Origin of the sequence: Fictibacillus sp. NRS-1165, from assembly GCF_050468105.1 — a bacterium.
Classification (GTDB): Bacteria; Bacillota; Bacilli; order Bacillales; family Fictibacillaceae; genus Fictibacillus_C; species Fictibacillus_C terrinigri.
On sequence record NZ_JBDPNU010000004.1, the window covers coordinates 146,335 to 172,204 of the forward strand.

The 25,870-nt window shown below is 44.0% G+C and carries 30 protein-coding genes; 19 read left to right on the top strand and 11 right to left on the bottom strand.

Features of this window, described 5'->3' with window-relative positions; genetic code table 11:
• Positions 1-249 precede the first annotated feature (249 nt).
• The 4 genes from ligD (ABHN01_RS01945) to ABHN01_RS01960 all read right to left on the bottom strand — a co-directional run bounded on the left by ligD (ABHN01_RS01945) (position 250) and on the right by ABHN01_RS01960 (position 3,895).
• Positions 250-1,167, bottom strand: a complete 918-nt coding sequence (gene ligD / locus ABHN01_RS01945) for a non-homologous end-joining DNA ligase (RefSeq protein ID WP_429874160.1) — start codon at positions 1,165-1,167, stop codon at positions 250-252.
• Positions 1,137-2,093: a non-homologous end-joining DNA ligase gene (gene ligD, locus ABHN01_RS01950; RefSeq protein WP_429874161.1), complete on the bottom strand. Its 957-nt coding sequence runs from the start codon at positions 2,091-2,093 to the stop codon at positions 1,137-1,139. The genes ligD (ABHN01_RS01945) and ligD (ABHN01_RS01950) overlap by 31 nt, the downstream gene beginning before the upstream one ends.
• A gap of 6 nt (positions 2,094-2,099) precedes the next feature.
• On the bottom strand, positions 2,100-2,927 hold the full coding sequence (locus tag ABHN01_RS01955; RefSeq protein WP_429874192.1) for a Ku protein: 828 nt from the start codon (positions 2,925-2,927) through the stop codon (positions 2,100-2,102).
• 98 nt (positions 2,928-3,025) lie between these two features.
• Complete coding sequence (locus ABHN01_RS01960) at positions 3,026-3,895, bottom strand: SDR family oxidoreductase (RefSeq protein WP_429874162.1); 870 nt, start codon at positions 3,893-3,895, stop codon at positions 3,026-3,028.
• 161 nt (positions 3,896-4,056) lie between these two features.
• Here ABHN01_RS01960 and ABHN01_RS01965 point away from each other — a divergent pair, with 161 nt between their 5' ends.
• Complete coding sequence (locus tag ABHN01_RS01965) at positions 4,057-5,211, top strand: histidine kinase N-terminal domain-containing protein (RefSeq protein ID WP_429874163.1); 1,155 nt, start codon at positions 4,057-4,059, stop codon at positions 5,209-5,211.
• A gap of 159 nt (positions 5,212-5,370) precedes the next feature.
• Complete coding sequence (hmpA, locus tag ABHN01_RS01970) at positions 5,371-6,600, top strand: NO-inducible flavohemoprotein (RefSeq protein WP_429874164.1); 1,230 nt, start codon at positions 5,371-5,373, stop codon at positions 6,598-6,600.
• 36 nt (positions 6,601-6,636) lie between these two features.
• Here hmpA and ABHN01_RS01975 read toward each other — a convergent pair whose 3' ends face one another.
• Both ABHN01_RS01975 and ABHN01_RS01980 read right to left on the bottom strand, forming a co-directional pair.
• Entirely contained in the window at positions 6,637-6,774 is a 138-nt protein-coding gene (locus ABHN01_RS01975; protein ID WP_290399838.1) for a DUF3941 domain-containing protein, read from the bottom strand.
• 45 nt (positions 6,775-6,819) lie between these two features.
• Positions 6,820-7,686 carry a DegV family protein gene (locus ABHN01_RS01980; RefSeq protein WP_429874165.1) on the bottom strand — a complete coding sequence of 289 codons (867 nt, stop codon included), beginning with the start codon at positions 7,684-7,686 and terminating at the stop codon, positions 6,820-6,822.
• 162 nt (positions 7,687-7,848) lie between these two features.
• Here ABHN01_RS01980 and ABHN01_RS01985 point away from each other — a divergent pair, with 162 nt between their 5' ends.
• Positions 7,849-8,700 (top strand): YitT family protein, encoded by an 852-nt coding sequence (locus tag ABHN01_RS01985; protein ID WP_429874166.1) that lies wholly within the window; start codon positions 7,849-7,851, stop codon positions 8,698-8,700.
• A 43-nt stretch (positions 8,701-8,743) separates the two neighbouring features.
• On the opposite strand, the gene ABHN01_RS01990 is transcribed toward ABHN01_RS01985, so the two are convergent.
• On the bottom strand, positions 8,744-9,001 hold the full coding sequence (locus ABHN01_RS01990; RefSeq protein ID WP_429874167.1) for a NifU N-terminal domain-containing protein: 258 nt from the start codon (positions 8,999-9,001) through the stop codon (positions 8,744-8,746).
• An 18-nt stretch (positions 9,002-9,019) separates the two neighbouring features.
• Positions 9,020-9,472 carry a GNAT family N-acetyltransferase gene (locus ABHN01_RS01995; protein ID WP_429874168.1) on the bottom strand — a complete coding sequence of 151 codons (453 nt, stop codon included), beginning with the start codon at positions 9,470-9,472 and terminating at the stop codon, positions 9,020-9,022.
• 131 nt (positions 9,473-9,603) lie between these two features.
• Between ABHN01_RS01995 and ABHN01_RS02000 the strand changes: the two genes are divergently transcribed.
• Positions 9,604-10,191, top strand: coding sequence for an SGNH/GDSL hydrolase family protein (locus ABHN01_RS02000; RefSeq protein WP_429874169.1), 588 nt, complete (start codon positions 9,604-9,606; stop codon positions 10,189-10,191).
• Positions 10,192-10,230: 39 nt separating this feature from the next.
• Here the strand turns inward: ABHN01_RS02000 and ABHN01_RS02005 are convergent, their stop codons facing one another.
• The 3 genes from ABHN01_RS02005 to ABHN01_RS02015 all read right to left on the bottom strand — a co-directional run bounded on the left by ABHN01_RS02005 (position 10,231) and on the right by ABHN01_RS02015 (position 11,589).
• Entirely contained in the window at positions 10,231-10,494 is a 264-nt protein-coding gene (locus ABHN01_RS02005) for a DUF3813 domain-containing protein (protein ID WP_290399832.1), read from the bottom strand.
• Positions 10,495-10,498: 4 nt separating this feature from the next.
• Positions 10,499-10,642, bottom strand: a complete 144-nt coding sequence (locus ABHN01_RS02010) for a hypothetical protein (RefSeq protein WP_429874170.1) — start codon at positions 10,640-10,642, stop codon at positions 10,499-10,501.
• A 128-nt stretch (positions 10,643-10,770) separates the two neighbouring features.
• Entirely contained in the window at positions 10,771-11,589 is an 819-nt protein-coding gene (locus ABHN01_RS02015; RefSeq protein WP_429874171.1) for a Cof-type HAD-IIB family hydrolase, read from the bottom strand.
• A 136-nt stretch (positions 11,590-11,725) separates the two neighbouring features.
• Between ABHN01_RS02015 and ABHN01_RS02020 the strand changes: the two genes are divergently transcribed.
• From ABHN01_RS02020 to ABHN01_RS02090, 15 genes are all read left to right on the top strand, one after another.
• Positions 11,726-12,001, top strand: coding sequence for a hypothetical protein (locus ABHN01_RS02020; RefSeq protein ID WP_429874172.1), 276 nt, complete (start codon positions 11,726-11,728; stop codon positions 11,999-12,001).
• A gap of 88 nt (positions 12,002-12,089) precedes the next feature.
• Positions 12,090-12,854 carry an alpha/beta fold hydrolase gene (locus tag ABHN01_RS02025; RefSeq protein ID WP_429874173.1) on the top strand — a complete coding sequence of 255 codons (765 nt, stop codon included), beginning with the start codon at positions 12,090-12,092 and terminating at the stop codon, positions 12,852-12,854.
• A 33-nt stretch (positions 12,855-12,887) separates the two neighbouring features.
• Positions 12,888-14,168 (top strand): molybdopterin molybdotransferase MoeA, encoded by a 1,281-nt coding sequence (locus ABHN01_RS02030; protein WP_429874174.1) that lies wholly within the window; start codon positions 12,888-12,890, stop codon positions 14,166-14,168.
• Positions 14,132-14,659 (top strand): molybdopterin-guanine dinucleotide biosynthesis protein B, encoded by a 528-nt coding sequence (gene mobB / locus ABHN01_RS02035; protein WP_429874175.1) that lies wholly within the window; start codon positions 14,132-14,134, stop codon positions 14,657-14,659. The genes ABHN01_RS02030 and mobB overlap by 37 nt, the downstream gene beginning before the upstream one ends.
• On the top strand, positions 14,656-15,126 hold the full coding sequence (locus ABHN01_RS02040) for a molybdenum cofactor biosynthesis protein MoaE (RefSeq protein ID WP_429874176.1): 471 nt from the start codon (positions 14,656-14,658) through the stop codon (positions 15,124-15,126). The genes mobB and ABHN01_RS02040 overlap by 4 nt, the downstream gene beginning before the upstream one ends.
• Positions 15,119-15,355 carry a molybdopterin converting factor subunit 1 gene (gene moaD / locus ABHN01_RS02045; protein ID WP_429874177.1) on the top strand — a complete coding sequence of 79 codons (237 nt, stop codon included), beginning with the start codon at positions 15,119-15,121 and terminating at the stop codon, positions 15,353-15,355. Before ABHN01_RS02040 ends, moaD begins: the two co-directional genes overlap by 8 nt.
• Before the next feature lie 268 nt (positions 15,356-15,623).
• On the top strand, positions 15,624-16,661 hold the full coding sequence (gene argC, locus ABHN01_RS02050) for an N-acetyl-gamma-glutamyl-phosphate reductase (RefSeq protein ID WP_429874178.1): 1,038 nt from the start codon (positions 15,624-15,626) through the stop codon (positions 16,659-16,661).
• Positions 16,662-16,677: 16 nt separating this feature from the next.
• On the top strand, positions 16,678-17,907 hold the full coding sequence (gene argJ / locus ABHN01_RS02055) for a bifunctional glutamate N-acetyltransferase/amino-acid acetyltransferase ArgJ (RefSeq protein WP_429874179.1): 1,230 nt from the start codon (positions 16,678-16,680) through the stop codon (positions 17,905-17,907).
• Between the two features lie 12 nt (positions 17,908-17,919).
• Positions 17,920-18,669 (top strand): acetylglutamate kinase, encoded by a 750-nt coding sequence (gene argB, locus ABHN01_RS02060; protein ID WP_429874180.1) that lies wholly within the window; start codon positions 17,920-17,922, stop codon positions 18,667-18,669.
• The gene (locus ABHN01_RS02065) at positions 18,666-19,820 is read left to right on the top strand and encodes an acetylornithine transaminase (protein WP_429874181.1); all 1,155 of its coding nucleotides are present in this window, start codon (positions 18,666-18,668) and stop codon (positions 19,818-19,820) included. Before argB ends, ABHN01_RS02065 begins: the two co-directional genes overlap by 4 nt.
• A gap of 67 nt (positions 19,821-19,887) precedes the next feature.
• Positions 19,888-20,964: a carbamoyl phosphate synthase small subunit gene (locus ABHN01_RS02070; protein WP_429874182.1), complete on the top strand. Its 1,077-nt coding sequence runs from the start codon at positions 19,888-19,890 to the stop codon at positions 20,962-20,964.
• Positions 20,957-24,103, top strand: coding sequence for a carbamoyl phosphate synthase large subunit (locus ABHN01_RS02075; protein ID WP_429874183.1), 3,147 nt, complete (start codon positions 20,957-20,959; stop codon positions 24,101-24,103). The genes ABHN01_RS02070 and ABHN01_RS02075 overlap by 8 nt, the downstream gene beginning before the upstream one ends.
• A gap of 5 nt (positions 24,104-24,108) precedes the next feature.
• Entirely contained in the window at positions 24,109-25,044 is a 936-nt protein-coding gene (gene argF, locus ABHN01_RS02080; RefSeq protein WP_429874193.1) for an ornithine carbamoyltransferase, read from the top strand.
• Positions 25,045-25,100: 56 nt separating this feature from the next.
• Positions 25,101-25,508: a hypothetical protein gene (locus ABHN01_RS02085; RefSeq protein ID WP_290399816.1), complete on the top strand. Its 408-nt coding sequence runs from the start codon at positions 25,101-25,103 to the stop codon at positions 25,506-25,508.
• A gap of 85 nt (positions 25,509-25,593) precedes the next feature.
• Positions 25,594-25,773 (top strand): YjzC family protein, encoded by a 180-nt coding sequence (locus tag ABHN01_RS02090; RefSeq protein WP_290399815.1) that lies wholly within the window; start codon positions 25,594-25,596, stop codon positions 25,771-25,773.
• The last annotated feature ends 97 nt before the right edge of the window (positions 25,774-25,870 follow it).

Sequence of the window (25,870 nt, forward strand, 5' to 3'; positions counted from 1 at the left end):
AAAGCGAAACAGCCGGTTTAGAGTTTATAAACCAGGCTGTTTCTTTATATACCAGTTGCTTATTAGTTATGTAATCGTATACCATGGAATTGGCGGCAGGACAAATGTTTGCACAAACTCCTTGTTTCGAATTATGAGTTCGATGGAAAAGGACTGGTAACAGTGAACTTCAACCGTTCGAGGTCCGGGTATTCCATACTAAATAAGCAAATAATGAAAGCTCTGGCTGATGCCGGAGCTTTTTATGATTCACAGTTTTTGCTCTTTCAGCCAATCGAGAACGGGACCGAAGCGCTGCACGGACTTTGTCTCTTCGAATTCAGCAAAAGGATCGCCTGTTTTTTCAAGCCGCTGCTGGATGGTATCTAACGGAAAGGTTTCGGGACGAAGGTCTCTTTCTAATTCATCCCACCAAAGCGGCGTAGCGACAAGTGCCTCTTCGTTCCCCCGAACAGAGTAGGGAGCGATGATTGTTTTGCCTTCTGCATGCTGAATGAAATCGATATAGCATTTGTTTCCACGGTTCTTTTTCAGACGCTCGATCGTAAACCACCCGGGTTCTTTTGTGATAAGGAATTGAGCGAGAAACTGGGTAAACCTTCTCGTATCATCAAAGGTATATTCATTTTCTGGCAATGGAACATACACTTGAAGCCCTTTGTTACCGCTCGTTTTCACGAATGCCTTCAGCTTTAGTTTGTCACAGACTTCTTTTATAAGAAGAGCAGCTTCCACTGAAAGCACAAACTCATCCCTGGATGGAGGATCAAGGTCCATCACGATTTCGGATGGTCTTGAGGTGCCATTCTTACGAAAGGGGATATGAAGCTCGAACGCCAGCTGATTTCCAAGCCAAAGGAGGGATGGAAGGGTGTTGCAGACAATATAGTCAATCTGGTCCTCCCGAACGGTCTCAATAAAGTCAGGTGCATAATCGGGGCAATTTTTCTGATAAAAGCGCTCATCGTTCACGCCGTGCGGATAGCGGATCACCGTAAGTGCACGGTTTCTTAAAAAGGGAAGCAGGTAGGGGGCAACACGTGTTAAATATTCGAGATAGTGGATCTTCTTTAATCCCTTTTTTGGCCATAGCGGCTTATCAGGAGAAGTAACGGCAACTTTTACACCGTTGATGTTCAGTTCTTGCTGCTGACTGCTTTTTCCCATGTGCAATCCTCCCACCTGACATCCAGACGAAAAGCAACAAAACGGGGATGTCTCAACTGATCCTTATACAGCTCTAAATACTGCAGTTCCACACAAATGGAAGGTGTAACGATGATAAAGTTACGGTCTTCCCCTGTTTTATTCTTTTTAATTACCTCAATCAGCACACTGCGTTCTTCCGGAGTCAGCCCGTGTGAAAAAAGTCCGGCTGAAACCGTCTTGCCATCACGTAGTGCACCGACATGAAAATAGCCATTATTTTTATCGTAGGCAGTAATAAAAAATACTCCGCTCTTCGGATTTTTTATTTTTACCCATTGGTCTGTACGTACTCCAGGTATATATTTGCTTTTGCACCTTTTCGCAATCAAGCCCTCGCTGTGCTGTTTTTGTGCAAGCTCCCAGTACTCACTGCCGTTGGAATGAAAATCAATACAAGCCAAAGGTTTGCTCGCCTTATTTTCTGCTGTGGCAAGTGTTTTAAAAATCTCTTTGAGTTTTTTCTTCCGCTCCTTCAAGGGAACTTCGGTGATCTGGACTCCTCTTTCACTCAATACATCAAAAACAAGGTAAGTGGAAGGGCGGTCGACCGCTGCCTTTTTAATTCTCTGACCCTCTTTAAGTCTTCCTCTTTTCTGCAAGGCTTCAAATGATGCTTTATAGGGGGACTCCAATATACATAGTTCACCATCTAAAACGAGCGGTAAAAAAGGCTTCATCTGCTCGGTCTTCACCATGAACGCATTAACAACCTCAGGAAAAGAATGATTTAATGAATGACCGTTTCTGCTGAACAGCTGAACGCCAGATTCAGACCATAAAGCAATGCAGCGATAACCGTCGTATTTTATTTCAAAAATCCAATCGTGCCCGTCAGGCAGATCACTTGCTAAGGAAGCGAGCATTGGTTTGAACGGCAGTTGCATTTTCTGTTAGGCTTTCTTTTTCTTTGGTTTGGCCTTTTTGGCCGTTGTTTTAGGTTTTGTTTCTCCTGTCTTCGACTGGTCGATACTCGCCTGTAATGCTTCCATCAAGTCGACCACATTGGTCCGTGGACGTTCTTCAGATACTTTAATCTCCTCGCCAGAAATCTTGCTTTGTATGATGTTCAGAAGCGCTTCCCTGTATTCATCTTTATATTTTTCAGGTTCGAACGCAGTAGAAAGTTGTTCGATTAATTGTTTAGCCATTTCAAGTTCTTTGTCATTCACTTGTATATCTTCATCCAGTCCAGGAACGTGATCAACATTCCGGACTTCATCGGGATAATAGATCGTTTCCATAACAAGCCCTCTATCATAAACTCTTACGGCAGCTAAGCTCTCTTTAGAGCGGATGGTAATTTTGGCTAGTCCGATCTTTCCGCTTTCTTTCATGGCCTCTTTCAATAAAGTGAATGGCTTTCCTCCGTTTTCTCCCGGTCCGATGAAATAGGAACGGTTAAAGTAAATCGGATCGATCTCTTCCAAAGAAACGAAATCAATGATTTCAATCGCTTTATTTTTCAATCCGGCGATTTTGTCGAGGTCTTCTTTTTCTACGAGCACAAATTTTCCGGGCTCGTATTCATACCCTTTAACGATGTCTTCCTGTTCCACATGCTCGTCACAAACTGGACAGGATTTTTCATATTTTATCGGATTATGGCATTTTTTATGAAGATATCTCATTTTAATATCTTTGTCTTCGGTTGCAGCAAACAGTTTAATTGGAATATTTACGAGTCCAAAGCTAATGCTGCCCTTCCACATGGTATGCAATGTCATACACCCTTTCCTAGCGTTCTTTTCTTAGTGTGTGACAATTGCCTGCTCTTTTATCCAAATAAAAAAAGCCGATGCAGATCGGCTTTTCAAAACTATCCGTTTACCACTGTCCCACCGTTAATGTGAATGGTTTGCCCTGAAACATAAGAAGAGTCATCACTTGCCAAATACACATAGGCAGGTGCCAATTCGTCCGGCTGCCCCGGGCGTTTCATAGGTGAGTCCTTTCCGAAAACATCCACTTCGTCTGCCGTAAAGGTTGACGGGATCAACGGCGTCCATATTGGACCTGGGGCTATAGCATTCACCCGGATTCCTTTTTCAACAATTGAATTGGACAATGCCCGTGTAAACGATACGATCGCTCCTTTTGTCGAGGAGTAGTCGATCAGCTTGGGATGGCCTTTATAAGCAGTAATGGAAGCTGTATTAATGATCGAGCTTCCGGCTTTAAAATGTTTTAACGCCGCTTTTGTCAGATGAAACATGGAAAAGATGTTCGTGCGGAACGTTCTTTCCAGCTGTTCAGCCGTAATATCTTCGATGCTGTTCTGCGGATGCTGTTCACCAGCATTGTTTACGAGAATGTCAAGCCTTCCAAACTCAGCCACTGTTTTCTCCACTGCATCTTTACAGAAGTTTTCGTCTCCGATATCACCGGAGTATAGCAGGCAGCGTACCCCTTCTTGTTCGATCAAAGACTTTGTTTCTTCCGCGTCTTTTTGTTCGTCGAGATAGATGATTGCCACATCTGCCCCTTCTTTTGCAAAGGCGATAGCGGCTGCTTTTCCGATTCCGCTGTCGCCCCCAGTCACCAGGGCAGCTTTTCCTTTCAGCTTTCCGCTCCCTTTGTAGGCTTTCGTCTGTGATTGAGGGGCCGGACTCATTTCTGTTTCAGTTCCCGGCTGGCGATCCTGGTGCTGTGCGGGCGGATCAATTTTTCTTCCTTGCTGGTCGCTCATGATTTTCATCCACTCCTTTGTCATTGGGTTGAATACGATTTTATTCTTCCACAACATTTAATTGCTCAAACCTTTATAAAAAAAGGGTAGACAAATATTGTTCATCATTTCAAAGTGTTGCATAATGAAAGAAACATGACAAAGAGAGAGGCAGTGGTTTCATGGTTGATGTTGAAACGTTGTCCAGCAAACAGATGAATCAGGTGATTGATCATCTTCGATCACAGCATACGGGGATCGTGAAAGAATGGCTGGACCACGCCTTAATAAAGAAGGAAGACCCCTTTTATAAAGAGGTCGCAAAAAACGGGAGCTTCACACTTGATTTGTTGTATCAATATATCGAAAATCCGGATATTGCTCTTGTTAAAAGCCTTACAAAAAAAATTGCACCTGAACGGATTGAAGCGAAGACAGATATCAGCGAATTTGTATACAACATTAACATTGGAAGGCAAATCGTAAACGAAAAAGCACTCAATCCGCTTTTTCGCCCTGAAGAACAGAAGTGGATCATCCTCATGATCAATCAGTTTTTTGACCATCTTCTCTACTATGCGATTAAAGAATTTTCGTCGCTGAATGATGTGATCATCGAGAACAAAAACCAGTTTATTCAGGAGATGCATAGTGACAGGCTTACGATACTTGGGCAGATCGCGGCAAGCTTTGCCCATGAATTTAGAAATCCATTAACTGCGATCAAGGGATTCATCTATCTATTGGAAACTGAGCTCGTTCCTAATGATAAAACTGATCATTATATCTCTATCATCAATGATGAAATGGAAAATTTGCAGGACAAAATCAGCCAATTTCTATTGCTTTCAAAAATGAAAGGGCTCGATGACCTCATTGCCGTCTTTGATCTTACTGCCTGCATGCATGAAATGATCGACTTTATGTATCCTCGTTTTTTGGAAGCGAAAATCAACTTAATGGTAGAAATCTCTTCAGATCTGAAGGTTGAAGGGGATAAAAATCAGCTGAAGCAAGTGATCTTGAATATATTGAACAATGCGGTAGAAGAACTTTGTGATCTTCCGGAAGAACGGGTCATTAAAGTTAAAGCATACAGGTCTTCTGGCATGGTTAAATTAAAAATATCGAACAATGGTTCACAAATTCCGGCCCATCTCCTTGAAAATATATTCGAACCCTTCATCACAACGAAAGAACTCGGGACAGGCTTGGGATTATCCGTATGCAAACAAATTGTTGAAAAGCATAACGGCCAAATCCTTGTGGATTCAAATGCTTCCTATACCACTTTTACGATAAATATTCCTGAGGCCGTTGAAAGAACATCTTTATAAGGTGTTTTTTTTTTTGCAGAATGAATGCCTGTTTTGGCAGGAGCGTCTTTTTATTTTTCACAAATAAGACATGAGAAAAGTGATTGTAATCACAATGAGGAGCGTTCCGCTTTTTTATAATTAGCGTGTAATCGATACTAAAGCAAAGGGGACTTTGTCATGCTGGACCAAGAGACAATTAAAGTGATTAAATCAACCGTACCCGTTCTTAAAACTCACGGAAAGGAGATTACTACCTGTTTTTATAAAAATTTGTTCACCAAACACCCTGAACTTTTAAATATTTTTAATCATGCGAATCAAAAGAAGGGCCGTCAGCAGACAGCACTGGCCAACGCCGTCTATGCTGCAGCAGCCAATATTGACCAGCTTGAAGCGATCATACCGGCAGTGAAGCAGATTGCCCAGAAGCACAGAAGCTTAGGTGTTCAGCCTGAGCATTATCCGATCGTAGGGGAGCATCTTCTTATCGCGATCAAGGAGGTGCTTGGGGATGCAGCCACCCCAGAGATTATAGAGGCATGGGGTAAAGCATATGGTGTGATTGCTGATGCATTTATCGGGATAGAGAGTGAAATGTATGCTGAATCGGAACAGCAGCAAGGAGGCTGGGAAGGATTTCGGGACTTTATCGTGGATCGTGTCGAGGCAGAGAGCTCTGTCATTACGTCTTATTACCTGGTGCCAGCAGATCAAAAACCAATCGCTGATTTTAAACCGGGACAATACATCAGTATCAAGTTTAACATCAGCGGGGAAGAGTACAGCCACATCCGCCAATACAGCTTATCAGATGCATCTGGCAAACCATATTACCGGATCAGTGTTAAGAAAGAGGGGGAGGGAGCACATCCAGGGAAAGTTTCGACATATCTCCATGATCATATCAAACAAGGGGACATTCTCCCAGTCAGTGTTCCAGCAGGGGAGTTTTATCTTGATACAAAAAGAGAGAACCCGGTTGTGCTGCTGAGCGGAGGGGTTGGTTTAACCCCGATGATCAGTATGCTAAATACGCTGTATCAAGCTCCCCATGAAAGGGAAATAACGTTTATTCATGCGGCCATCGACAGCTCACATCACGCGTTTAGAGAACATGTGAAAAAAGCGGCTGAATTGGATCATATTCACAGTTATGTGGTGTATGAAAAGCCATCTGATGCAGACAAAGAACAAGCTTTATTCCATAAAGAGGGGTATATTGACCTGGAGTGGCTTAAGGAGCTCAATCTGGATATTAAAGCTGATTATTATTTTTGCGGGCCGGTGCCTTTTATGAAGGCTATATACAAGTACCTTGGGGAATTAGGAGTCTCCAACAGCCATATTCATTTTGAATTCTTTGGTCCTGCAGCGGAACTTACAGAACCGGAAACTGTACAGTTATAATAAAAAAGCATCCGCATAGGATGCTTTTTTATGTTCTTAAAGATGATCGGCCTCTTTTGAATAAGAATGTTTACCAGCCATTTTGTTCTCGTGTTCTGCCTGGTTCTTAAGCTGTCGATCCGCTTGGTGATCGTGTTTCTTTTTATTATCATCTTTCGTGTACTTATGAGTCATGCATCTCGCCTCCTCATGATTTAACATGGGCGTGCGGGATGAAAGTTATGCATCGGAATACGGCTTTGTTAAAAAGAACATGGCAATCGTTCCCGGACCTGCATGTGAGCCTATGGCACACCCGATCATCGAAATCATAATCTGCTCACATCCTGTTTCTGCCCTGATCATTTCTTTAAGTGTATTAGCGGCTTCTTGATCATCCGCATGGCTGATCCCGATAATCTGATTTTCAAAGGAAGTGCCGCGTTCCTTCATCAACTCAATCATCCGGCCAAACACTTTCTTTTTTCCCCGAATCTTTTCGATAGGATAGAGTTTGCCTTCCTTCATATGAAGAACCGGCTTGATTTTCAGCAGGCTTCCCATGACAGCTGCTGTTCGGCTTACCCGTCCGCCCCGCAGTAAATATTCCAGGTCATCTACAGTAAAAATATGCTCAGAATGGCTGAGGTAATATTCCGCAGCTTTGATCACTTGTTCTAGACTCTTTCCTTCTTTCGCAAGCTTCGCTGCTTGATAGACGACAAGTCCAAAGCCCAGTGAAGCACATTTGCTGTCTACAACAGCAATGCTGGCATGAGGAAATTCCTCAAGCACCTCCTGGCGGATCAGCTCAGCTGTCTGAAACGTCCCGCTTAAACCTGAGGAAAGAGTGATGTATAGGCAAGGGGTACCAGACTTTGCGCATTTTTGAAAGGCTTCCCTAACAAGAAGAGGAGGAACCTGGGATGTTTTCGGAGCCGCTCCTTCGCGCATCTGGTTATACAGCTGGAGAGGCTGTATGGTTTTCCGGTCATATTCTTCACGGTCATGAATGGTTACCACTAAAGGAAGCATATTAATCTCAAGCTCGTCTATGATGTGCTGCGGCAAATCGCAGCCGCTGTCTGTTATGATCTGGACTCCCATATCAATCACCTTCATTTATGTAAGATACTCTAAGTGTATACTTGAGCAATGGCAAAGGCAATAGAATGTTTGAGTTTAAGAACTTTGCACCTATTGACTCCCGAAGTTAATTCTGATAAAAATGTATAGTTGGGAAGCTATGAATCGAAAGGAAATTGAATAATGAATTACACACCCTTGCAGGAAATCAAGAAAATTGTTGTGATTATTTTTGGTGCAGCATTGAATGCCGTTGCCCTAAATTTATTCTTAATACCAGCCAAGGTCTATGCGAGCGGGTTTACTGGTGTAGCGCAGCTCGTATCGAATCTGCTCGTCCATTCACCAATCCCAATTTCAACAGGGATGCTGTTGTTCGCACTAAATGTCCCGGTTGCTGTTTTAGGCTGGCTGAAAGTAGGAAAATCCTTTACGATCTACAGCTTTTTTTGCGTTTTTATGATGACATTTTTCCTCGAAATTATCCCTATTGTTGAGATCTCAAAGGATATCCTGCTAAATGCGGTGTTCGGCGGGGTTATTGCGGCGATCGGAGTGGGCTTTACGCTGAAATATGGTGCCTCAACAGGGGGTCTCGATATTGTAGCTATGATTTTATCCCGCAAGCATAATCGCCCGATTGGAACCTATTTCTTGATCTTAAACGGGAGTATCATCCTGGCGGCCGGATTGCTTTTCGGATGGGAAAAAGCACTTTATACACTTGTAGCGTTATATGTGAGTACACGTGTCATCGATGCCATCCATACCCGCCATGAAAAGCTGACAGCAATGATAGTTACGAAAAAAGGAAACGAATTGAAAGAGGCCATCCATTCCAGGCTAGTCCGCGGGATCACGATCGTACCCGCAAAAGGAGCTTTCTCAAATGAAAACAAAGAGATGCTGGTCATTGTAGTCACCCGCTATGAACTATATGATCTGGAACACATCATTAAAGAGGTCGACCCGAGTGCCTTTACCAATATTGTAAACACTACTGGGGTATTCGGCTTGTTCCGTAAAGATGATTAATGAAAAAACGTACCTGCTGAATCATTGCAGGTACGTTTTTTGATTAGAGCGTTTCTAATACTTTTTGAATATGTGGCACAAGTTCGTCCCAATCACTTTCAGGGAATTTATTTACGGTAATGAAATCCTGAAAACCGAAAATCGATTCGACACCTTCAATGGCAAGAAGCGAATTTGCCAGATCTGAATCAGTTGCCTCTCCTGCCCGAGCGGATAGTCTGCCTTCCAAAAAGGGCTGGCTCGCTGAAAACTTCAAAGAGTTCGGGTTGGGAGTTGGTTGTATTCCGAAATCTACAGCCATACTTATCATCTCCTGTAATTAGAAATTAAATTGATACCTCTGTGAAACGATATCATGAAAATCAAGGGAATTATACAAATGTTTTGTGACTGAATTGTTGATCCCGGTTTCAAGTTCGATGGACTTAATGCCTTCGCGTTCTGCCCAATGGATCAAATGAAGCAAAATTTTTCTGGCGATCCCTTTGTTTCGCGAGTTTTCCCTGACAAAAAGTTCATTCAGCCAAAGGTAGGGCCCGCCGAGCGGCAAGCTGATTCCAAGGTTGTAAAAAGCTATTCCATGAACTTCTCCTGCTTCCTCAGCAATAATGACACCCGAGTTCGAATCTTTCTGAATGGCCAAAGAAATGCCGCTTAACACTTTTTGATAACTGCCATCATCTTCTGACCGCGTTCGCTGCTGAGAGACCAAATCGGCTATTTTTTTCTTTAAATCGTCGGTGGCGTCAGCCGGTACTTCATAGACAAACATTGAAATCCTCCATGCAAATAGGTATTGTAGCTACATTATAACAAAATATTCACGTTGCGACTGTGAGCAAATCAAATTTACGATCGAATAATTATGTTAGTGGAACGACAAAAGTGGCTAGGGGGGAGTTCATGAAAACATTGGTCTGCTTCGGTGACAGTATTACATCCAGGGAAAAAAGCGATGATGGTTCACTTAGACTGACGTCGCGCGTTCGTTTATCCCTGCAGAAATGGAATGTTATAAATGCCGGGGTTCCTGCTGAAACGACAAGGGTCGCATTAACCCGTTTCCAGGAAGATGTGCTACGGCATAACCCTGATCTGGTGACCATCCTTTTTGGTGCGAATGATGCGAGCAGCCACCGCTTGATCGAAGTCGAAGAATATAAGAATAATCTCGAATATATGATAGAAAAGCTGGGCCCATCAAAGGTGATCCTTGTTTCTCCATCTCCCGTCAATGAGCGGTTTCAGCACGCGAGGTCAAATGAGGGCTTAAAACACTATGCGAAAGCGGTAAGAGAACTGGCAAAAAAGTACAATACTCATTTTGTTGATTTGTGGGCAGAGATGATCGGCAAGGATTATTGCCAGATGCTGAACGAAGATGGCCTGCATTTTAATAAAAAGGGGTATAAGCTGTTGGCGGACCTCGTCATCCGAAAAATGGAAAAGCTTACAAAAGCATGTTCTACAAAGCCCATGTTACAGCAGTAAAAAAGTACAAAAAAAGGCTGAGAGAAAACTCTCGGCCTTTTACAGTTGATCTTTGGTGCTGTTTTTTGTCTGGTCAAGCTCTTGTTGAAGCTCAGCAAGCTGCTGGCGCTCTGCGTCAGATGAGTCCGCCATGGCAGATGAGATAATGTTTTCCGCTACAGAAATGTCGTCGTTGCTGAAATCATTTTTTTGCTGGCTGATTTGTTCATCCTGGCGCTGCTGCTGAGTGTGCTGCCCTTCTTCATTTTTTCCAACAAGATTGGAAACCGCTTCTTTTGCTCTTTGAAAAATATTGTTACCCATAGCCTTAATTTCCTCCCAGCGTAATTTCTTTTTGAACCTCTTGTTTCGTTTCTTGAATATCTTCATTCAGCTGCTGCTGAACGTCATTATTCCTTGCTTCATCGGCGCCATGCTGTACGGCTCTTTTTGATTTGCTGTGCTTGCTCATGTATGTTCGCCTCCTAACGGGGTTTACTTTAGTTTTTACACAAGCACGAGTTTTATGTAGAAAGGCCACTCTTCCAAAATTTATAAAAAAGCCCGGCAGAAGGTTCTCCTTTTGCCGGGTTTTTGGAATCAACTGTATTTTAATGACAATACATTTTCTAGATAAAGAGCGATGCCCTCTTCTTCGTTCGTTGCTGTAACGCAGTTTGCGATGTTTTTCAGTTCAGATATCGCGTTGCCCATTGCGATGCCATGCCCTGCGTACTCAATCATTTCAAGGTCATTGTCTTCATCTCCGAACGCAATGACCCTTTCTTGAGGAATATTGTAGTATTCAGCGATTTTTTTTAATCCGACGGCCTTGTTTAAACCAGCACGGATGATTTCAATGATGCTCCATGGAGCAGCCCAAACTCGCTGGTCAATCACTTCCGCGTGTTCCTGTTTCAGCTGATCCCGTAATTCAGCCACATGATGGTCCTGGGGGTGAATCAGGATGGAGGTAGGATCCTTTTGGAGCATGTATTGAAGATCTCCAGTCTGAGCAGGATTTTCACCCATCATAAAAGTATTAACGATGACTTCATCATCTTTATGCAAATACACATCATCCAATACTTCAGCCATAATATTTTTAACTAGAAAATCTTCAGCAGTTTGAATGACTTTTTTAGCGGTGGAAAGTTCCAAAGGGCTATGATATACACCAAATTTTTTATCGTGAGGGTGATGGACAAACGCGCCGTTAAAGTTTACGATCGGTGTCTTTAACCCAAGCTCGTCATAATACATCGTGCTCGCCCGGTATGGACGTCCGGTTGAAATGCAGACAATGTGGCCTTCCTCTTTAGCTTGAAGAACGGCTTTTTTGGTTCGGTTGGAAATCGTTTTTTTATCATTCAATAAGGTGCCGTCAAGATCTAGCGCGATTAAATATGGTTTCTTCATTCAGATTCCTGCCTTTTCTACGGTTCTCAAGTTTAGTGTAATGCTTTCCTTAATCACTGTCCAATATAAGGAAGTTTTACCTTTCGTGGTCGAGGGTAATCCTACTACATATCCATGATAAGAAGGAGGAGTTTCCATGAAGAAAAAATATTTGCTGCTATCCGGATTTGCATTGTCCGCTGCTGGGGTAACATCCTACCTCTTACGAAAAGGTTCAAACCGGGTCATGGCTAAAATGATGGTTAATGAGATGAAAGATAAAGTCCTTCCATTTCTTACAAAAGAGGATAAACAAGGAAAACTTCCAGTCAATAAAGCGGGTCATCCCGATCCGTTCGATATTAGAGACAATGAAATGGTTTCGGAAGGAAGCATGTATCCCGTTGATTACTACAACGAAAAGAAACAGTAAGGCAAAGACCCGTGCAAACGGGTTTTTTTATCGGCAAATTTCAATTAACTTGTTATGATAGAGAAAACGGTAAGCAAAGGAGAAGGATATGGTAACCATAGAAACACGAACAATCGAAAATATTCCGGTGCTGCATGCCTTTGAAGCAGGGAAAGAGAATGAGAAGCTTCCACTAATGATATTCATCCATGGGTTTACAAGTGCGAAGGAGCACAACCTTCATTTTGCCTATGCCCTCGCAGAAAAAGGCTATCGAGTCGTTCTTCCCGATATGCTCCATCATGGTGAACGAATAACGGACGTTTCCGGAGATAAAAGGATGTATTCCTTCTGGGATATTGTTGTTCAAGGAATAACGGACGTACATACACTGGTTCAGTCTCTTGACCGGGAAGGCTTGATTGACAAGCAGCGGGTAGGGCTTTCGGGCACTTCAATGGGAGCGATAATTACCTTCGGTTCATTGTCTCAATATCCTTATGTTAAGGCTGCTGTAACACTTATGGGAACGCCGAGTTATGAAAATTTCGCCTATTGGCAGATCGAAAAAATAAAACAGCAGGAAGTATCTTTTCCTTTTTCAGAGGAAGCGCTGGCAAAGGTGATCTCCATCATCAAGCCTTTTGATTTAACATCCTGCATGGAGAAGCTTGATAACCGCCCTCTTTTATTATGGCACAGCAAAATTGATGAAGTGGTGCCGTTCAGCCAAAGCTATGATTTTTATCGAAAAGCAAAGGCTGTTTATAAAAATCCTGAGAAGATTCAATATATCGCAGATGAAACTTCAGGCCATAAAGTATCGAGAACAGCCTACCTTGAAACTGTAAAATGGTTTGCTAAATATTTATAAATGATGGAAAAATAAATGAAAGAGGTGAGCATCGTGCCAATTGAAAAACGAGAGATCATTCCTGTCTGGGAAGCGGCAAGCAGAATCCTTGAACAAACCATTACATTGCCGACAGAAACGGTTCCTCTAGAAGAATGTGACAACCGTTATTTAGCCGAGGACATTATAGCCACGCATGATGTGCCTCCCTTTGACCGTTCTCCTTATGACGGTTTTGCCGTTCGAGCTGAGGATACACAGTGTGCATCGAAGCAGGCACCTGTCCTGTTAAAAGTTATCGATTCCATTGGAGCTGGACATGTTTCTGAAAAAACGGTTCAAGAGGGTGAGGCCGTCAGGTTAATGACGGGGGCTGCAATCCCCAAAGGTGCGGATGCGGTCATCATGCTTGAACTTGTAAAGGAGATCGGCAGCGGGAAAATTGAAATAGGAAGAGTTTTTTCCCCCGGTCATAATATTTCACAACAAGGAGAAGACACGAAACAGGGTACTCTCATTCTGAAAAAAGGGTCAAAAATTCATCCGGGTGCTGTAGCTCTTCTGGCTACTTTCGGCTATGAAAGAGTGCAGGTCATGAAGAAGCCGGTGGTCGGTATCTTGGCGACTGGTACCGAACTGCTTGATGTGGGGGAGGAGCTTGTTCCCGGAAAGATCAGAAACAGCAACGCGTACATGATTGCTTCCCAGATAAAAAAAGCCGGCGGTGAACCCCGTTTGCTCGGGAAGATGCCGGATGATCTGGAGCAAACGTATAATGGTATCATCGCCGCCTTACAACAATGTGATATGTTGATTACTACTGGGGGGGTTTCAGTAGGAGATTTTGATCATCTGCCGGCGATTTATAAAAAAATGGAAGCTGAATTGCTTTTTAATAAGATTGCGATGAGGCCTGGGAGCGTGACTTCCGCAGCTGTGTATGAAGGGAAGCTTTTATTTGGCCTCTCCGGAAACCCATCAGCCTGCTTTGTTGGCTGTGAGCTGTTCGTGCGGCCGTTTCTTTTAAAAGCGCTGAATGCTGATAAGGTTCATCTCGGCGTTTTAAAAACAGAACTGCAGGAAGATTTTCTAAAGCCCAATCCATTTACAAGGTTTGTTCGGAGCCGGGTGGAGTGGGAAGGCTCCGTACCAGCTGCGGTTCCAGTTGGTTTGGATAAGTCGGGTTCGGTAACCTCATTAGCAGACGCCAATGCACTCATCGTTCTGCCCGGCGGTACCAGAGGCTGGGAAAAAGGTTCAGAAGTGACCACACTCCTATTAGATGGGGAAGGCAGTGTATGGCCATGGGATCTGGCAGTAAAGTCCAAGTCATAGGGTACAAAAACAGCGGTAAGACCACGTTGATTACCAATCTGTTGGAGGCGGCAGCAAAGGGTGGAACCAGGACCGGAACGCTTAAGCATCATGGACATGGCGGCCGGGTAGAATTCCGAGATGAAGAAACGGATACTTCGGCCCACCGAAATGCAGGAGCTGTTGTTTCTGGAATAGAAGGAGGAAATGCATTTCAGCTTTGCCTGAATATGAAGGTAACCTTCACCCAGCTACTGGCTTTTTACGACCCCTTAAATCTTGATCTTCTTCTCATTGAGGGATTTAAAGAACATCAGCTGCCCCGCATCGTCATTCTGAAAGATGATGAAGACGTAAAGCTGATTGAAGACAGCGAGAAGGTCCTTGCGGTCATTGCCTGGCCGCCTGTTTCGAAAGAGCTTATATCAGCCGATCTTCCTTTTTTCAGGATTGGAGAAAAGGATCGGTACATCGAATTTCTGGTGGATTTGTTAAAGGGGATGAATACATGAAATCATTTGAAATCGTCACTGAACCGATTTTGGTACAGGACATTATCGATAAAGTCATCAGAGCCGACGCAGGTGCCATTAATACGTTTATTGGTACGGTGAGAGAAATGACTTTGGGTAAAAGAACAACCTACCTGAAGTATGAAGCCTATGTTCCCATGGCGGAAAAACAGCTTGAGAAAATAGGTGATGAGATATCTGCCCGATGGCCAGGATCAAATACAGCGATTACCCACCGGATCGGCAGCCTTGATATTTCGGAGGTTGCGGTTGTCATTGCGGTTTCTACACCTCACCGCGCAGAATCATTTGATGCCTGCCGCTACGCGATCGAACGCATAAAAGAAATTGTCCCAATCTGGAAAAAAGAGCATTGGGATAATGGAGAGATGTGGGTGGGAGATCAGCTGGAAAAAATGTCCTATTCAAAAGGCCATCCCGAAAGCGAGGAAGATAAGAATGATTAAAGTGTTGTTGTTTGCGGGAATGCAGGAGCGAGCAGGCACGAACGAACTTGAATTGGATGAAGAACGGCTCCTCATTTCTGAAATAAAAAACGCATTGCAAAAGAAGTATGATTTTCCCCAGATGTTTCAAGGCTGCCTCTCAGCGGTCAACGAAGAATTCGCTGATGATGATACAGAAGTGACATCTGGTGATACGGTCGCTTTTATTCCTCCGGTAAGCGGGGGGTAATCTGCTCTTTTGCACAAGTAAAACATAATAATACGGATTGATTCACATGAATGCCATTTAAGAAGCCCTCTAAACAATAGACGGGCTTTTTGCATTTACTGCATTCTCCTACGAATTCCTTCATGCTATCCACTCCTTTTCTTTATATTAAACCTATCAAATTGTCCATTCAACTCAGAAAAAATTAAAAATTTATAAATATACAGTTGAATTTATCTTTATACATACATATAATGAAACATACATTAAGGATAACGAGGTGGAAGTATTGAATGTCGGAATAGTAGGAGCAACAGGCTTCGGAGGGCTTGAATTAGTGCGCTTGCTGAAAAATCATCCCCGTATAAAGAAGCTTACGTTGTACTCGTCAAGTAAAAAGGGAGACTCGATTGATAGAATCTATCCTCATCTGAACGGGATTGAGGAAGGAAAGCTGGAAGACATTGATAAGTACAATATTCCAAAGCAAGTTGACTTTTTGTTTTCTTCAGCACCTACGGGAGTATCTGCAAGTTTGCTTCCGCCCATTCTTGAGCAGGGGATGAAGGTGATCGACCTTGCTGGTGACTACCGCTTAAAAGAAAGCGAGACGTATAAACAGTGGTACCAAAAAGAGCCGCCAGATGCAAAATGGGTGGATCGAGCCGTTTACGGACTATCAGAATGGAATACCGATCAAATTACTCACGCTCAGATGATCGCCAACCCTGGATGCTACCCGACGGCCGCTTTGCTCGGTCTATTGCCGCTCGTTAACAAGAGATTACTTGATGTCAGCACGATTATAATTGATGCCAAATCTGGGGTATCAGGAGCAGGAGCAGTTCCTTCCGTTTCATCACATTTTCCTTTTGCTAATGATAATCTTCAAATCTATAAAGTGAATAAGCATCAGCATATTCCTGAGATCGAACAGATGCTCCACCAGTATTCAGAAACGAACAAGCCGATTACATTCAGTACACACTTGGTACCGATGACAAGGGGAATCATGAGTACGATGTATGCGAAAGTAAAGGACGGCGTCAGTGCGATGGAGATTGAAGAGACGTATACAGAGTATGCGGAACAGCATGAATTTATCAGGCTTTCTCCTGCTCAAGGTCTTCCTTCAACAAAACACGTGATGGGGAGCAACTATTGTGACATAGGCTGGTCCTTTGACCCTCGTACACAGCGCATAACGGCTGTTTCGGTGATTGATAATCTCATGAAGGGTGCAGCCGGCCAGGCTGTACATAACTTTAATCTGATGAATGGATTTCCAGAGACTGCCGGTTTGCCGGCAAGTCCGGTTTTTCCATAAAGAAAGGAGAGCCGATGTGGCTTCTATCATTTCATCTCAACTAAAAAAAATAACAGGATCAAACATTACGTTGCCCAAAGGTTTTACCGCTGCAGGTATAAACTGCGGCATTAAATTTAAGAAAAAAGATCTAGGCATAATTTTGAGTGAGAAACCCGCTTCAGCCGCTGCGGTGTATACAACAAGCAAAATAAAAGCAGCTCCACTGGAGGTCACGAAAGAAAGCATTGAAACAGAAGGATTGCTGCAAGCGGTAATTGTTAATTCTGGGAATGCCAATGCATTTACAGGAGAACAAGGCAGGATGCATGCGTATGCCATGTGCCGCGAAGTAAGTGAACGGTTTGGGCTGCTGGACCATCATGTCGGTGTGGCATCGACGGGAATTATCGGTGAGACAATGCCGATCGAAAAAATATTACAGGGTATCCAGCAATTAACCCCCGCAGCCCAAGTCGACCGTGCGATGGAGTTCAGCCAATCCATTTTAACGACGGATACGAAGACAAAAAATGCCTGTTATTCTTTTAATATCGGTGAATCAGAAGTTATTCTGGCAGGTACAGCGAAAGGATCAGGAATGATTCACCCAAACATGGCGACCATGCTGTCATTTTTAACAACGGATGCTAATATATCATCCGAAAACCTGCATCTTGCCTTGAAAAAAGTGACGGATCAAAGTTTTAACTGCATCACCGTGGATGGGGAGACGTCGACCAATGACATGGTACTCATTCTTGCAAACGGATTGGCAGGGCATGAAGAGCTGAGTCCTGAACATCCTGACTGGGGAACGTTTCTTCAGGCACTGACATTAACCTGTACCGAACTTGCGAAGTCCATTGCCAGGGATGGAGAAGGAGCCACAAAGCTGATCGAGGTGACAGTGGAGGGCGCAGCAACCGGCGACGAGGCCAGAGCTGCAGCAAAATCAATCGTTGGCTCACCTCTTGTCAAATCGGCCATCTTTGGGTGTGATCCAAACTGGGGCAGGATAGTCGCTGTTCTTGGATATGCAGGTGTTGAAATATGTCCGGATTCCATTGATCTTTCCATCGGGAATTTTCCGGTTTTAAGACAAAGCAAAATCGAGGACTTTAACCATGACGAAATCTCTGATTATCTGACGGGAAGCGAAATTTCAATAACGGTTAATCTTCATAAAGGAAACGGTAAAGGAAAAGCATGGGGATGCGATCTGACCTATGACTATGTACAAATCAATTCCAGCTATACGACTTGAGGAGGAGACCGGATGGAACAAACGGTAATTATTAAGTGCGGCGGAAGTGTTTTACAAGCGCTTGAACCTTCATTTTTTGAAAGATTAAGAGATATGCAGAAAGATGGTAAACACATCATACTCGTTCATGGCGGCGGTCCCGCTATTACGAAGTACATGAATGTTCTCTCCATTCCTACTGAATTCATTAATGGAGTGAGGCGGACTTCCGTACGTGCGGCCGAAACAGCGGAAATGGTACTTGCCGGCCAGTTGAATCCCTGGTTTGTGTATCAGCTTAATCAGCTGGGGCTTAAAGCGATTGGCATAAACGGAAATGATGGGGCGCTGCTGGAATGTGATTATCTTAAAAAGGAAGAATGGGGCCATGTAGGCAAAATTCTTAAGGTCAACAGAGGAACGTTAACTCAACTGATCAAAGCCGGATTCGTTCCTGTGATTGCCTCGGTTTCCCGGAATCTTTCCGGAGAGATTTTAAACTTAAATGCAGATACTGTAGCTTTTGAAGTGGCATCAGCGATGGAAGCTGAGTCGTTGATATTTGTCACCGATGTCGATGGAATCATGGCAGAAGGAAAGACCGTACAAAAAGCAACGATTGATTCGATCAATGAACTGATTGACGGAGGTATTATTACAGGTGGCATGATCCCGAAGGTACAGGCCGCGATAAACTGCCTTAAATCAAAAATTAAAGAAATCCAGATTGTCGGAAAAGAGATGAAGGGTACGTTGATTGTTAAAGAGGAGGTACTATCTTGAGTACATTATTTCCAAACTACAGCCGATGGAGCCTGCAGATTGATAGTGGCAGCGGAAGCAAAGTAGTCGATGACGCAGGTAAGTCTTACCTTGATTTTACGAGTGGAATCGGTGTTTGCAATCTGGGCCATGTTCACCCGGCGGTAACAGCTGCGGTAGAAAAACAATTGAATAAAGTCTGGCATACCTCCAACCTGTTTCAATCTGCTCTGCAAGAGGAAACAGCAAGTCTTTTGGTGGGACCGACTCACCTTAAGAAGGTGTTTTTCTGCAATAGCGGAGCGGAAGCGAATGAAGCAGCGATTAAACTGGCAAGAAAGTTTACGGGTAAATCAAAGATCATAACGTTTGAACAGTCCTTCCACGGAAGAACGTATGGAGCGATGGCGGCAACAGGGCAGGAAAAAATAAAAAAAGGATTCGGCCCAATGCTCGAAGATTTCCAAAATATACCATTTAATGATAGTAACGCATTGTCCAAACATGCTGATCCACAGACCGCCGCGGTTATGCTTGAGGTGGTTCAAGGAGAAGGCGGGGTCATTCCCGGAAGTGAAGCTTTTTTACAAAAGGTTCAGCAGCTTTGCAAGAAAAACAGCATACTCTTGATCATTGATGAAGTGCAGACAGGAATCGGCCGAACCGGTAAACCATTCGCCTTTCAGCATTATGGATTAGAACCGGATATCGTTACAGCCGCCAAAGGGCTGGGCAATGGTTTTCCAGTAGGTGCGGTCATTGGAACAGAAGAGGTGAGCGAAGCGTTTGGACCAGGAAGCCATGGAACAACCTTCGGAGGCAATCCTCTGGCTATGGCTGCAGCAAAGGCCGTTCTTAAAGAGGTGTTCACACCCTCATTCTTGGATGAGGTCATTGAAAAAGGTCAATTGTTAAGGGAAGAGTTGAAGAAGGAGCTTCATCCCTACGAGGATATTTTAGAAATTAGAGGGTTGGGGTTAATGGCTGGGATTGAGTGCCGTTATAAGATCGCTCCGCTCATTCAGGAACTCCAGAATGATGGACTGCTGGCACTGCCGGCAGGAGAATATGTTCTCCGTCTTCTTCCGCCGTTAAACATGAGTAAGGAAGAAGTAGCAGAGGGTGTAAAAAAAATCAGCAGAGCTGTAAAAAAACAAAGTATTCTAGTATAAGTATTTTTTTTACAATGAAATGTATAAAAATCCGTAATTATAAATTAATATACAAAGGAGTAGAAGGATGAAAGGATACCTGCAGCTTTCGAATGGTGAAAGCTTTGAAGGAGACTGGCATGGAAAGCCGCAGCACACGAGCGGTGAAGTTGTTTTTTTTACCGGGATGACAGGATACCAGGAGGTGCTTAGCGATCCTTCCTATCACGGGCAGATCGTCGTATTTGCTTATCCACTGATCGGGAATTATGGGATTAATAAAGAAGACTTTGAATCTATCCTTCCGCAGCCGGCAGGAGTGGTCACTTGCTCAACAGATGAGGAAGGCCACCATTTCCAAAGGGAGGAGTCCTTTTCGGCACTGCTTAAGAAGCATAGCATACCTCATTTGAGCGGAGCGGATACACGTTCTCTGATTAAATTGATCCGTTCCGAGGGGGATATGAAAGGAGTATTAACCAGCAGTGTACAGAACATTCAGGTTAAAGAAGGAAAAGGAATGCAGGGAAGGCTTGTCAAAGAAGTGGCAGTGAAAACACCGGAGGTTCATGGAAAAGGAAAGACCCATATCGTGCTGCTTGATTTCGGTTATAAGAAGTCTATCCTGGATGCTTTAGTTTCGCTCGGATGCAAAGTGACCATCGTTCCTTTTGATACGAAAGAAGAAATTCTCCATAAATTAAAACCGGATGGCCTTCTATTTTCAAACGGACCCGGAAACCCGAAAGAACTCGCACCCTATATGCCGTTGTACAAAAGGCTGGCCGAACTCTACCCTTCATTTGGCATTTGTCTCGGGCATCAGCTTTTGGCATTGGCATTTGGGGGAAACACAAAAAAATTAAAATTTGGCCATCGGGGAGCCAATCATCCTGTTATTAATGTGAAATCGAATAAAGTGGCGATGAGCTCACAGAATCACGGCTATGTCGTTGAAGAGAGCAGTTTACTTCAGACCGGCTTTCAAGTGCTCTATAAAAATATCAACGACGGCAGTGTGGAAGGGATGTTTCATGAAACTTATCCCGTCATAACGACTCAATTTCATCCGGAAGCCAATCCCGGCCCGGAGGATCATGCCTATTTGTTCAACCATTTTATTGACTTGATTCAAGAAAAGAGGAGCGAAAAGATTTATGCCTAAGCATCAAGAGATTCATAGTGTCCTTGTGATCGGTTCAGGACCAATCGTCATCGGGCAGGCAGCTGAATTCGATTATGCAGGAACACAAGCCTGCGCAGCACTGAAGGAGGAAGGGATCCACGTCATTCTGGTGAATAATAATCCGGCAACCATCATGACAGATGAAACATATGCCGATAAGGTTTATTTTGAACCTCTGACTGTCCGGTCCTTGGCAAGCATCATTAAAAAGGAGAAACCTGATGGGCTGCTGGCTTCAGTCGGGGGGCAGACCGGGTTGAATTTAGCCATGGGGCTGCAGGAACAAGGAATCCTAGAAGAACATGAAGTAAAGCTGCTCGGAACAAATTTGGAGTCCATTAAAAAAGCAGAAGACCGTGAACAATTCCGTACACTGATGCACGAGCTGAATGAACCTGTACCCGACAGTGAGATTGTAACAACCGTTGAAGAGGCTGCTGCGTTTTCAGAAAAAATAGGATTTCCAGTCATAATCCGACCAGCTTATACGCTCGGTGGGTATGGCGGGGGGACCGCAAATTCAGAGCATGAGCTGAGTGTGATCGTCAAAAAAGGTCTTTCAGCAAGTCCGATCGGGCAGTGTCTGATCGAGAAAAGCATTGCCGGATTTAAAGAGATCGAATATGAAGTGGTACGCGACAGCAATGATACGTGCATTACGATTTGCAACATGGAAAACATCGATCCGGTAGGCATACATACCGGTGATTCAATGGTTGTAGCACCTAGCCAGACGATGACAGACCATGAGTACCACATGCTTCGTTCGTCAGCGATAAAAATCATCAGGTCCCTCGGGATCATCGGCGGATGCAATATTCAATTTGCACTCGATCCGGAAAGCAAAACCTATTATCTGATAGAGGTGAATCCGCGGCTGAGCCGTTCTTCTGCACTGGCTTCAAAAGCAACAGGATATCCTATCGCAAAAATAGCCGCCAAGTTAAGCATTGGCTATCTGCTTCATGAGCTTAAGAACCCGGTGACCGGTTCAACGTTTGCAAGCTTTGAACCGGCTTTGGATTATATTACCGTAAAAATGCCGCGCTGGCCGTTTGATAAATTCCCGGAAGCTGAAAGAAAACTCGGTACGCAAATGAAGGCTACCGGAGAAGTGATGGCCATCGAAAGAAATCTTGAATCAGCCCTGCAAAAGGCTGTACGTTCGCTGGAACTGGATACAGAAAGTATTTTTTTGAAGGAACTGAAGGATTGGCACAGCGATGAACTGAAGCAGCTCTTAATCGAAGCCGATGACCGCCGCTTCTTTGCGATCATGGAACTGCTCATCCGGGGTGTTTCAGTTAAAGAGATCCATGAAGCCACGAAGATTAATTCCTTTTTTCTTGCATCATTTAAAAAATTAGCGGACCTTGACCAGCAGATCAAGAACAGTTCAATGGAATCCGTAGAATTAACCGAGCTTTCTGTATGGAAGGCTGCGGGGTTCTCTGACCTGACGATCGCTGCGGCCTGGGGCATGACTGAAAATGAAGTAAGACAAAAAAGGATTCAATCAGGAATTGTGCCATCTTATAAAATGGTGGACACATGCGCGGCAGAGTTCACTGCAGATACGGCCTATTACTACTCAAGCTGGAAAGGGAAAAACGACAAACTCCCGGGAAACAAAGAAAAGATTGCCATCATCGGATCGGGACCGATACGGATCGGCCAAGGGGTAGAGTTCGACTATTGCTGTGTTCATGGGGTGCTGGCACTGCAGAAGGAAGGCTATGAGACCATACTGATCAATAATAATCCGGAGACCGTAAGCACTGATTTTGAAGTGGCGGATACGCTTTATTTTGAACCTCTCTCTTTCGAGGACATTATGAACGTACTTGATTTTGAAGGAGCAGAAAAAGCAATATTGCAGTTTGGCGGACAGACAGCCATTAACGTAGCAAATCAGCTGGAGGATGCGGGCATCCAAGTCCTTGGTTCAAAAGCCGACCTGATCGATGAGATGGAGAACAGGGAGAGGTTTTATCACTTTTTGAAAAAATGCAGCATCCCTCATGTGCCAGGTGAAACCGCATATGATCATCAAGAGGTGTTGACGTTCGCGCAAAAGATCGGATATCCTGTACTGCTGCGTCCTTCCTATGTAATCGGTGGAGAAGGAATGTTGATTGTTCATGGCGAGCAGGAACTGAAGAACTATTTGAACACGCAGAATATCGAGTTTCCTGTTTTAGTCGATCGTTACATTTCAGGAAAAGAAGCAGAAGTTGATGTCTTAACTGATGGAGACGAAGTATTTATTCCTGGAGTATTTGAACATATTGAGCCGGCAGGCATCCATTCTGGAGACAGCACAGCTGTTACACCTCCAGTTAGTCTGCAAAAGAAAACGATCGATCTTATCGTCTCTTGCACTCATACGATTGCCCGCTCAATGCCGTTCAAAGGGATCTTCAATATCCAGTTCGTCATCGATGGAAACGACGTCTATGTCCTGGAGATCAACCCGCGCGCATCAAGGACCGCACCTATTTTTAATAAAATCACCGGTGTGAACATCATTCAGTCGGCGGTTCAAGTTATGCTCGGCAAGACGCTGGCAGAGCTTGGCATACAAGCAGGGCTGAACGAAAGCCAATTTTTTGCCGTAAAGACACCGGTGTTCTCAAATATTAAGCTCCCGGGCCTTTCGCCAAAAACTGCTCCAATCATGCGTTCCACTGGTGAAGTGCTTGGAATCGGCAGCACTGTAGGAGAGGCCGTTCAAAAGGTTTTTGCCGGCTGCAACCCCGCTGCCCGGACAGGGGATGGTTCTTTGCCAGCCAGCCTGTTTGCAGACGTAAAGGAAGAGCGTCTTACTATAGAAGAAACACAACTTCTCGAACTTTGGAAAGAGAAAGGCGTCAGCATTTATTTTCCATCAAAGCTGCCTTTTTCTGAGTGGAATCAATGGAGTCAGACCGGAATCTACTTTTCAACCGGCAGGGATAAGATTTCAAAGAGCAGGTTAATGGAGGCAAGTCTGGGAGGCAATTATATCTTTACACAATGGGAAACGTGCGCATTTTATCAGCATGGATTGCTTTCTTATAGCGACAACCCTGTCCATATCAAAGAAAATCGTCAAGATAGAAAGGGAGTTAAATTATGAATCCGATGGCATCGATTGCAGAAACGTCACTGAAAGGGAAGGACCTGTTAACGCTTGCAGACTGGAAGGCGGATGAAATCAACCAAATCCTTAAGTACGCCCTTCAGCTGAAGAAAGAAAACCAGCCAAAACAGCTGCTTGCAGGAAAAACACTGGGAATGATCTTTGAAAAATCATCGACCAGAACAAGAGTTTCATTTGAGGTCGGCATGCTTCAATTGGGCGGGCATGCTCTTCATCTGAGTTCACGTGACATTCAAATGGGGAGAGGAGAATCGATCGCTGACACCGCTAAAGTACTTTCGCGATATCTTGATGCGATCATGATCAGAACCTTTAACCATGAGATTGTAGAAGAACTTGCTCTTCATGCGGATATTCCTGTAATCAACGGATTGACTGATGATTATCACCCATGCCAGGTGCTTGCTGATCTTATGACCATTCTTGAATATAAATCATCGTTTTCAGGAAAAAAATTAGCGTATATTGGGGACGGGAACAACATGGCCCACTCCTTGATGATCGGTTCGGCAAAAGTAGGACTGGACTGTACAATAGTGACTCCTGAGAACTATGAGCCAAAAGCGGAGATTGTAAGCAAAGCTCAGGAAATTGCGAAAGCCTCAGGTGCGAAGATACTTGTGACCACAGACTTAGAAAAAGGCATACAAAATGCGGATATCGTGTATACCGATGTATGGGCGAGCATGGGCTGGGAAGACGAAGCGAACGAGCGTCTCGAGGCCTTCAAAGAATATCAAGTCAACAGCAAAACCTTATCAGTCGCTAAATCAGATTATATTTTCATGCATTGTCTGCCTGCACACCGCGGAGAAGAAGTGACAGGCGAGATTATCGATGGAACCCATTCCGTTGTCTTTGACGAAGCAGAAAACAGGCTTCATGTTCAAAAAGCACTGCTTGCTTCCGTATTGTAAGGGAGATGAACACATTGGGGCTGGGTGAATAACATGTGTTAGTAAGGAGGTGCCCCATGTTTAATAACCAGAATCCTTATTACGCTCAGCAGCAAGGCTACCAGCAGCCACAACAGGGCTTTCAGCAGCCACAACAGGGCTATCAGCAGCAAGGCTTCCCGCCGAATCCTCAAATGATCAAAAAGATACAGAAGCTGTGCCGGAAACACATTCAGCGTCTTGTATCGGTAACCATGCTCGATGGCAGTGGATATGATGGATTTATCGAATTCATGGATGGACAGAATATTTATTTTGCTTCCCCTATTATCGATGAGGGGCAGCACAGTGAAAGAGAGAACAGCGCGACCGAATACGACTATCCCTATTACGGGTTCTCGCAGCCAGTGAGAAGCTATGAAATTGAACGGTTCATTATTCCGGTATCCAACTTGGCTAACGTCGCGCCTGTTCCATATTTATAATTTCCGAACCAGCCAGGATTGGTTGGTTTTTTTGTCTTTTTTGGGAATAGTAAACAATGAAAATGTAAAAAGGAGTGTGGAAGCATTGGGTCAGAATCATCAATTTAAACATGGGCAAAAAGCTCCTAACAACGGCATCTACGTAGAAATCGGGGAAACCGGAAGCATGGTTAACGATCCGAAAGAGGTCAGGCTTAGTACGGGGGACCCTTTTCCGGAAAATTCAAATCATAACCGTGTATGGACGTATAAACGAAAACCTTGATTATCGGAAATCTGCCAGATTGGTGCGATAGTTAACCAACTGCCGCGTAAAAGAAAAAAGGACCTGAATATCAGGTCCTTTCAGAACGTCGACAAAC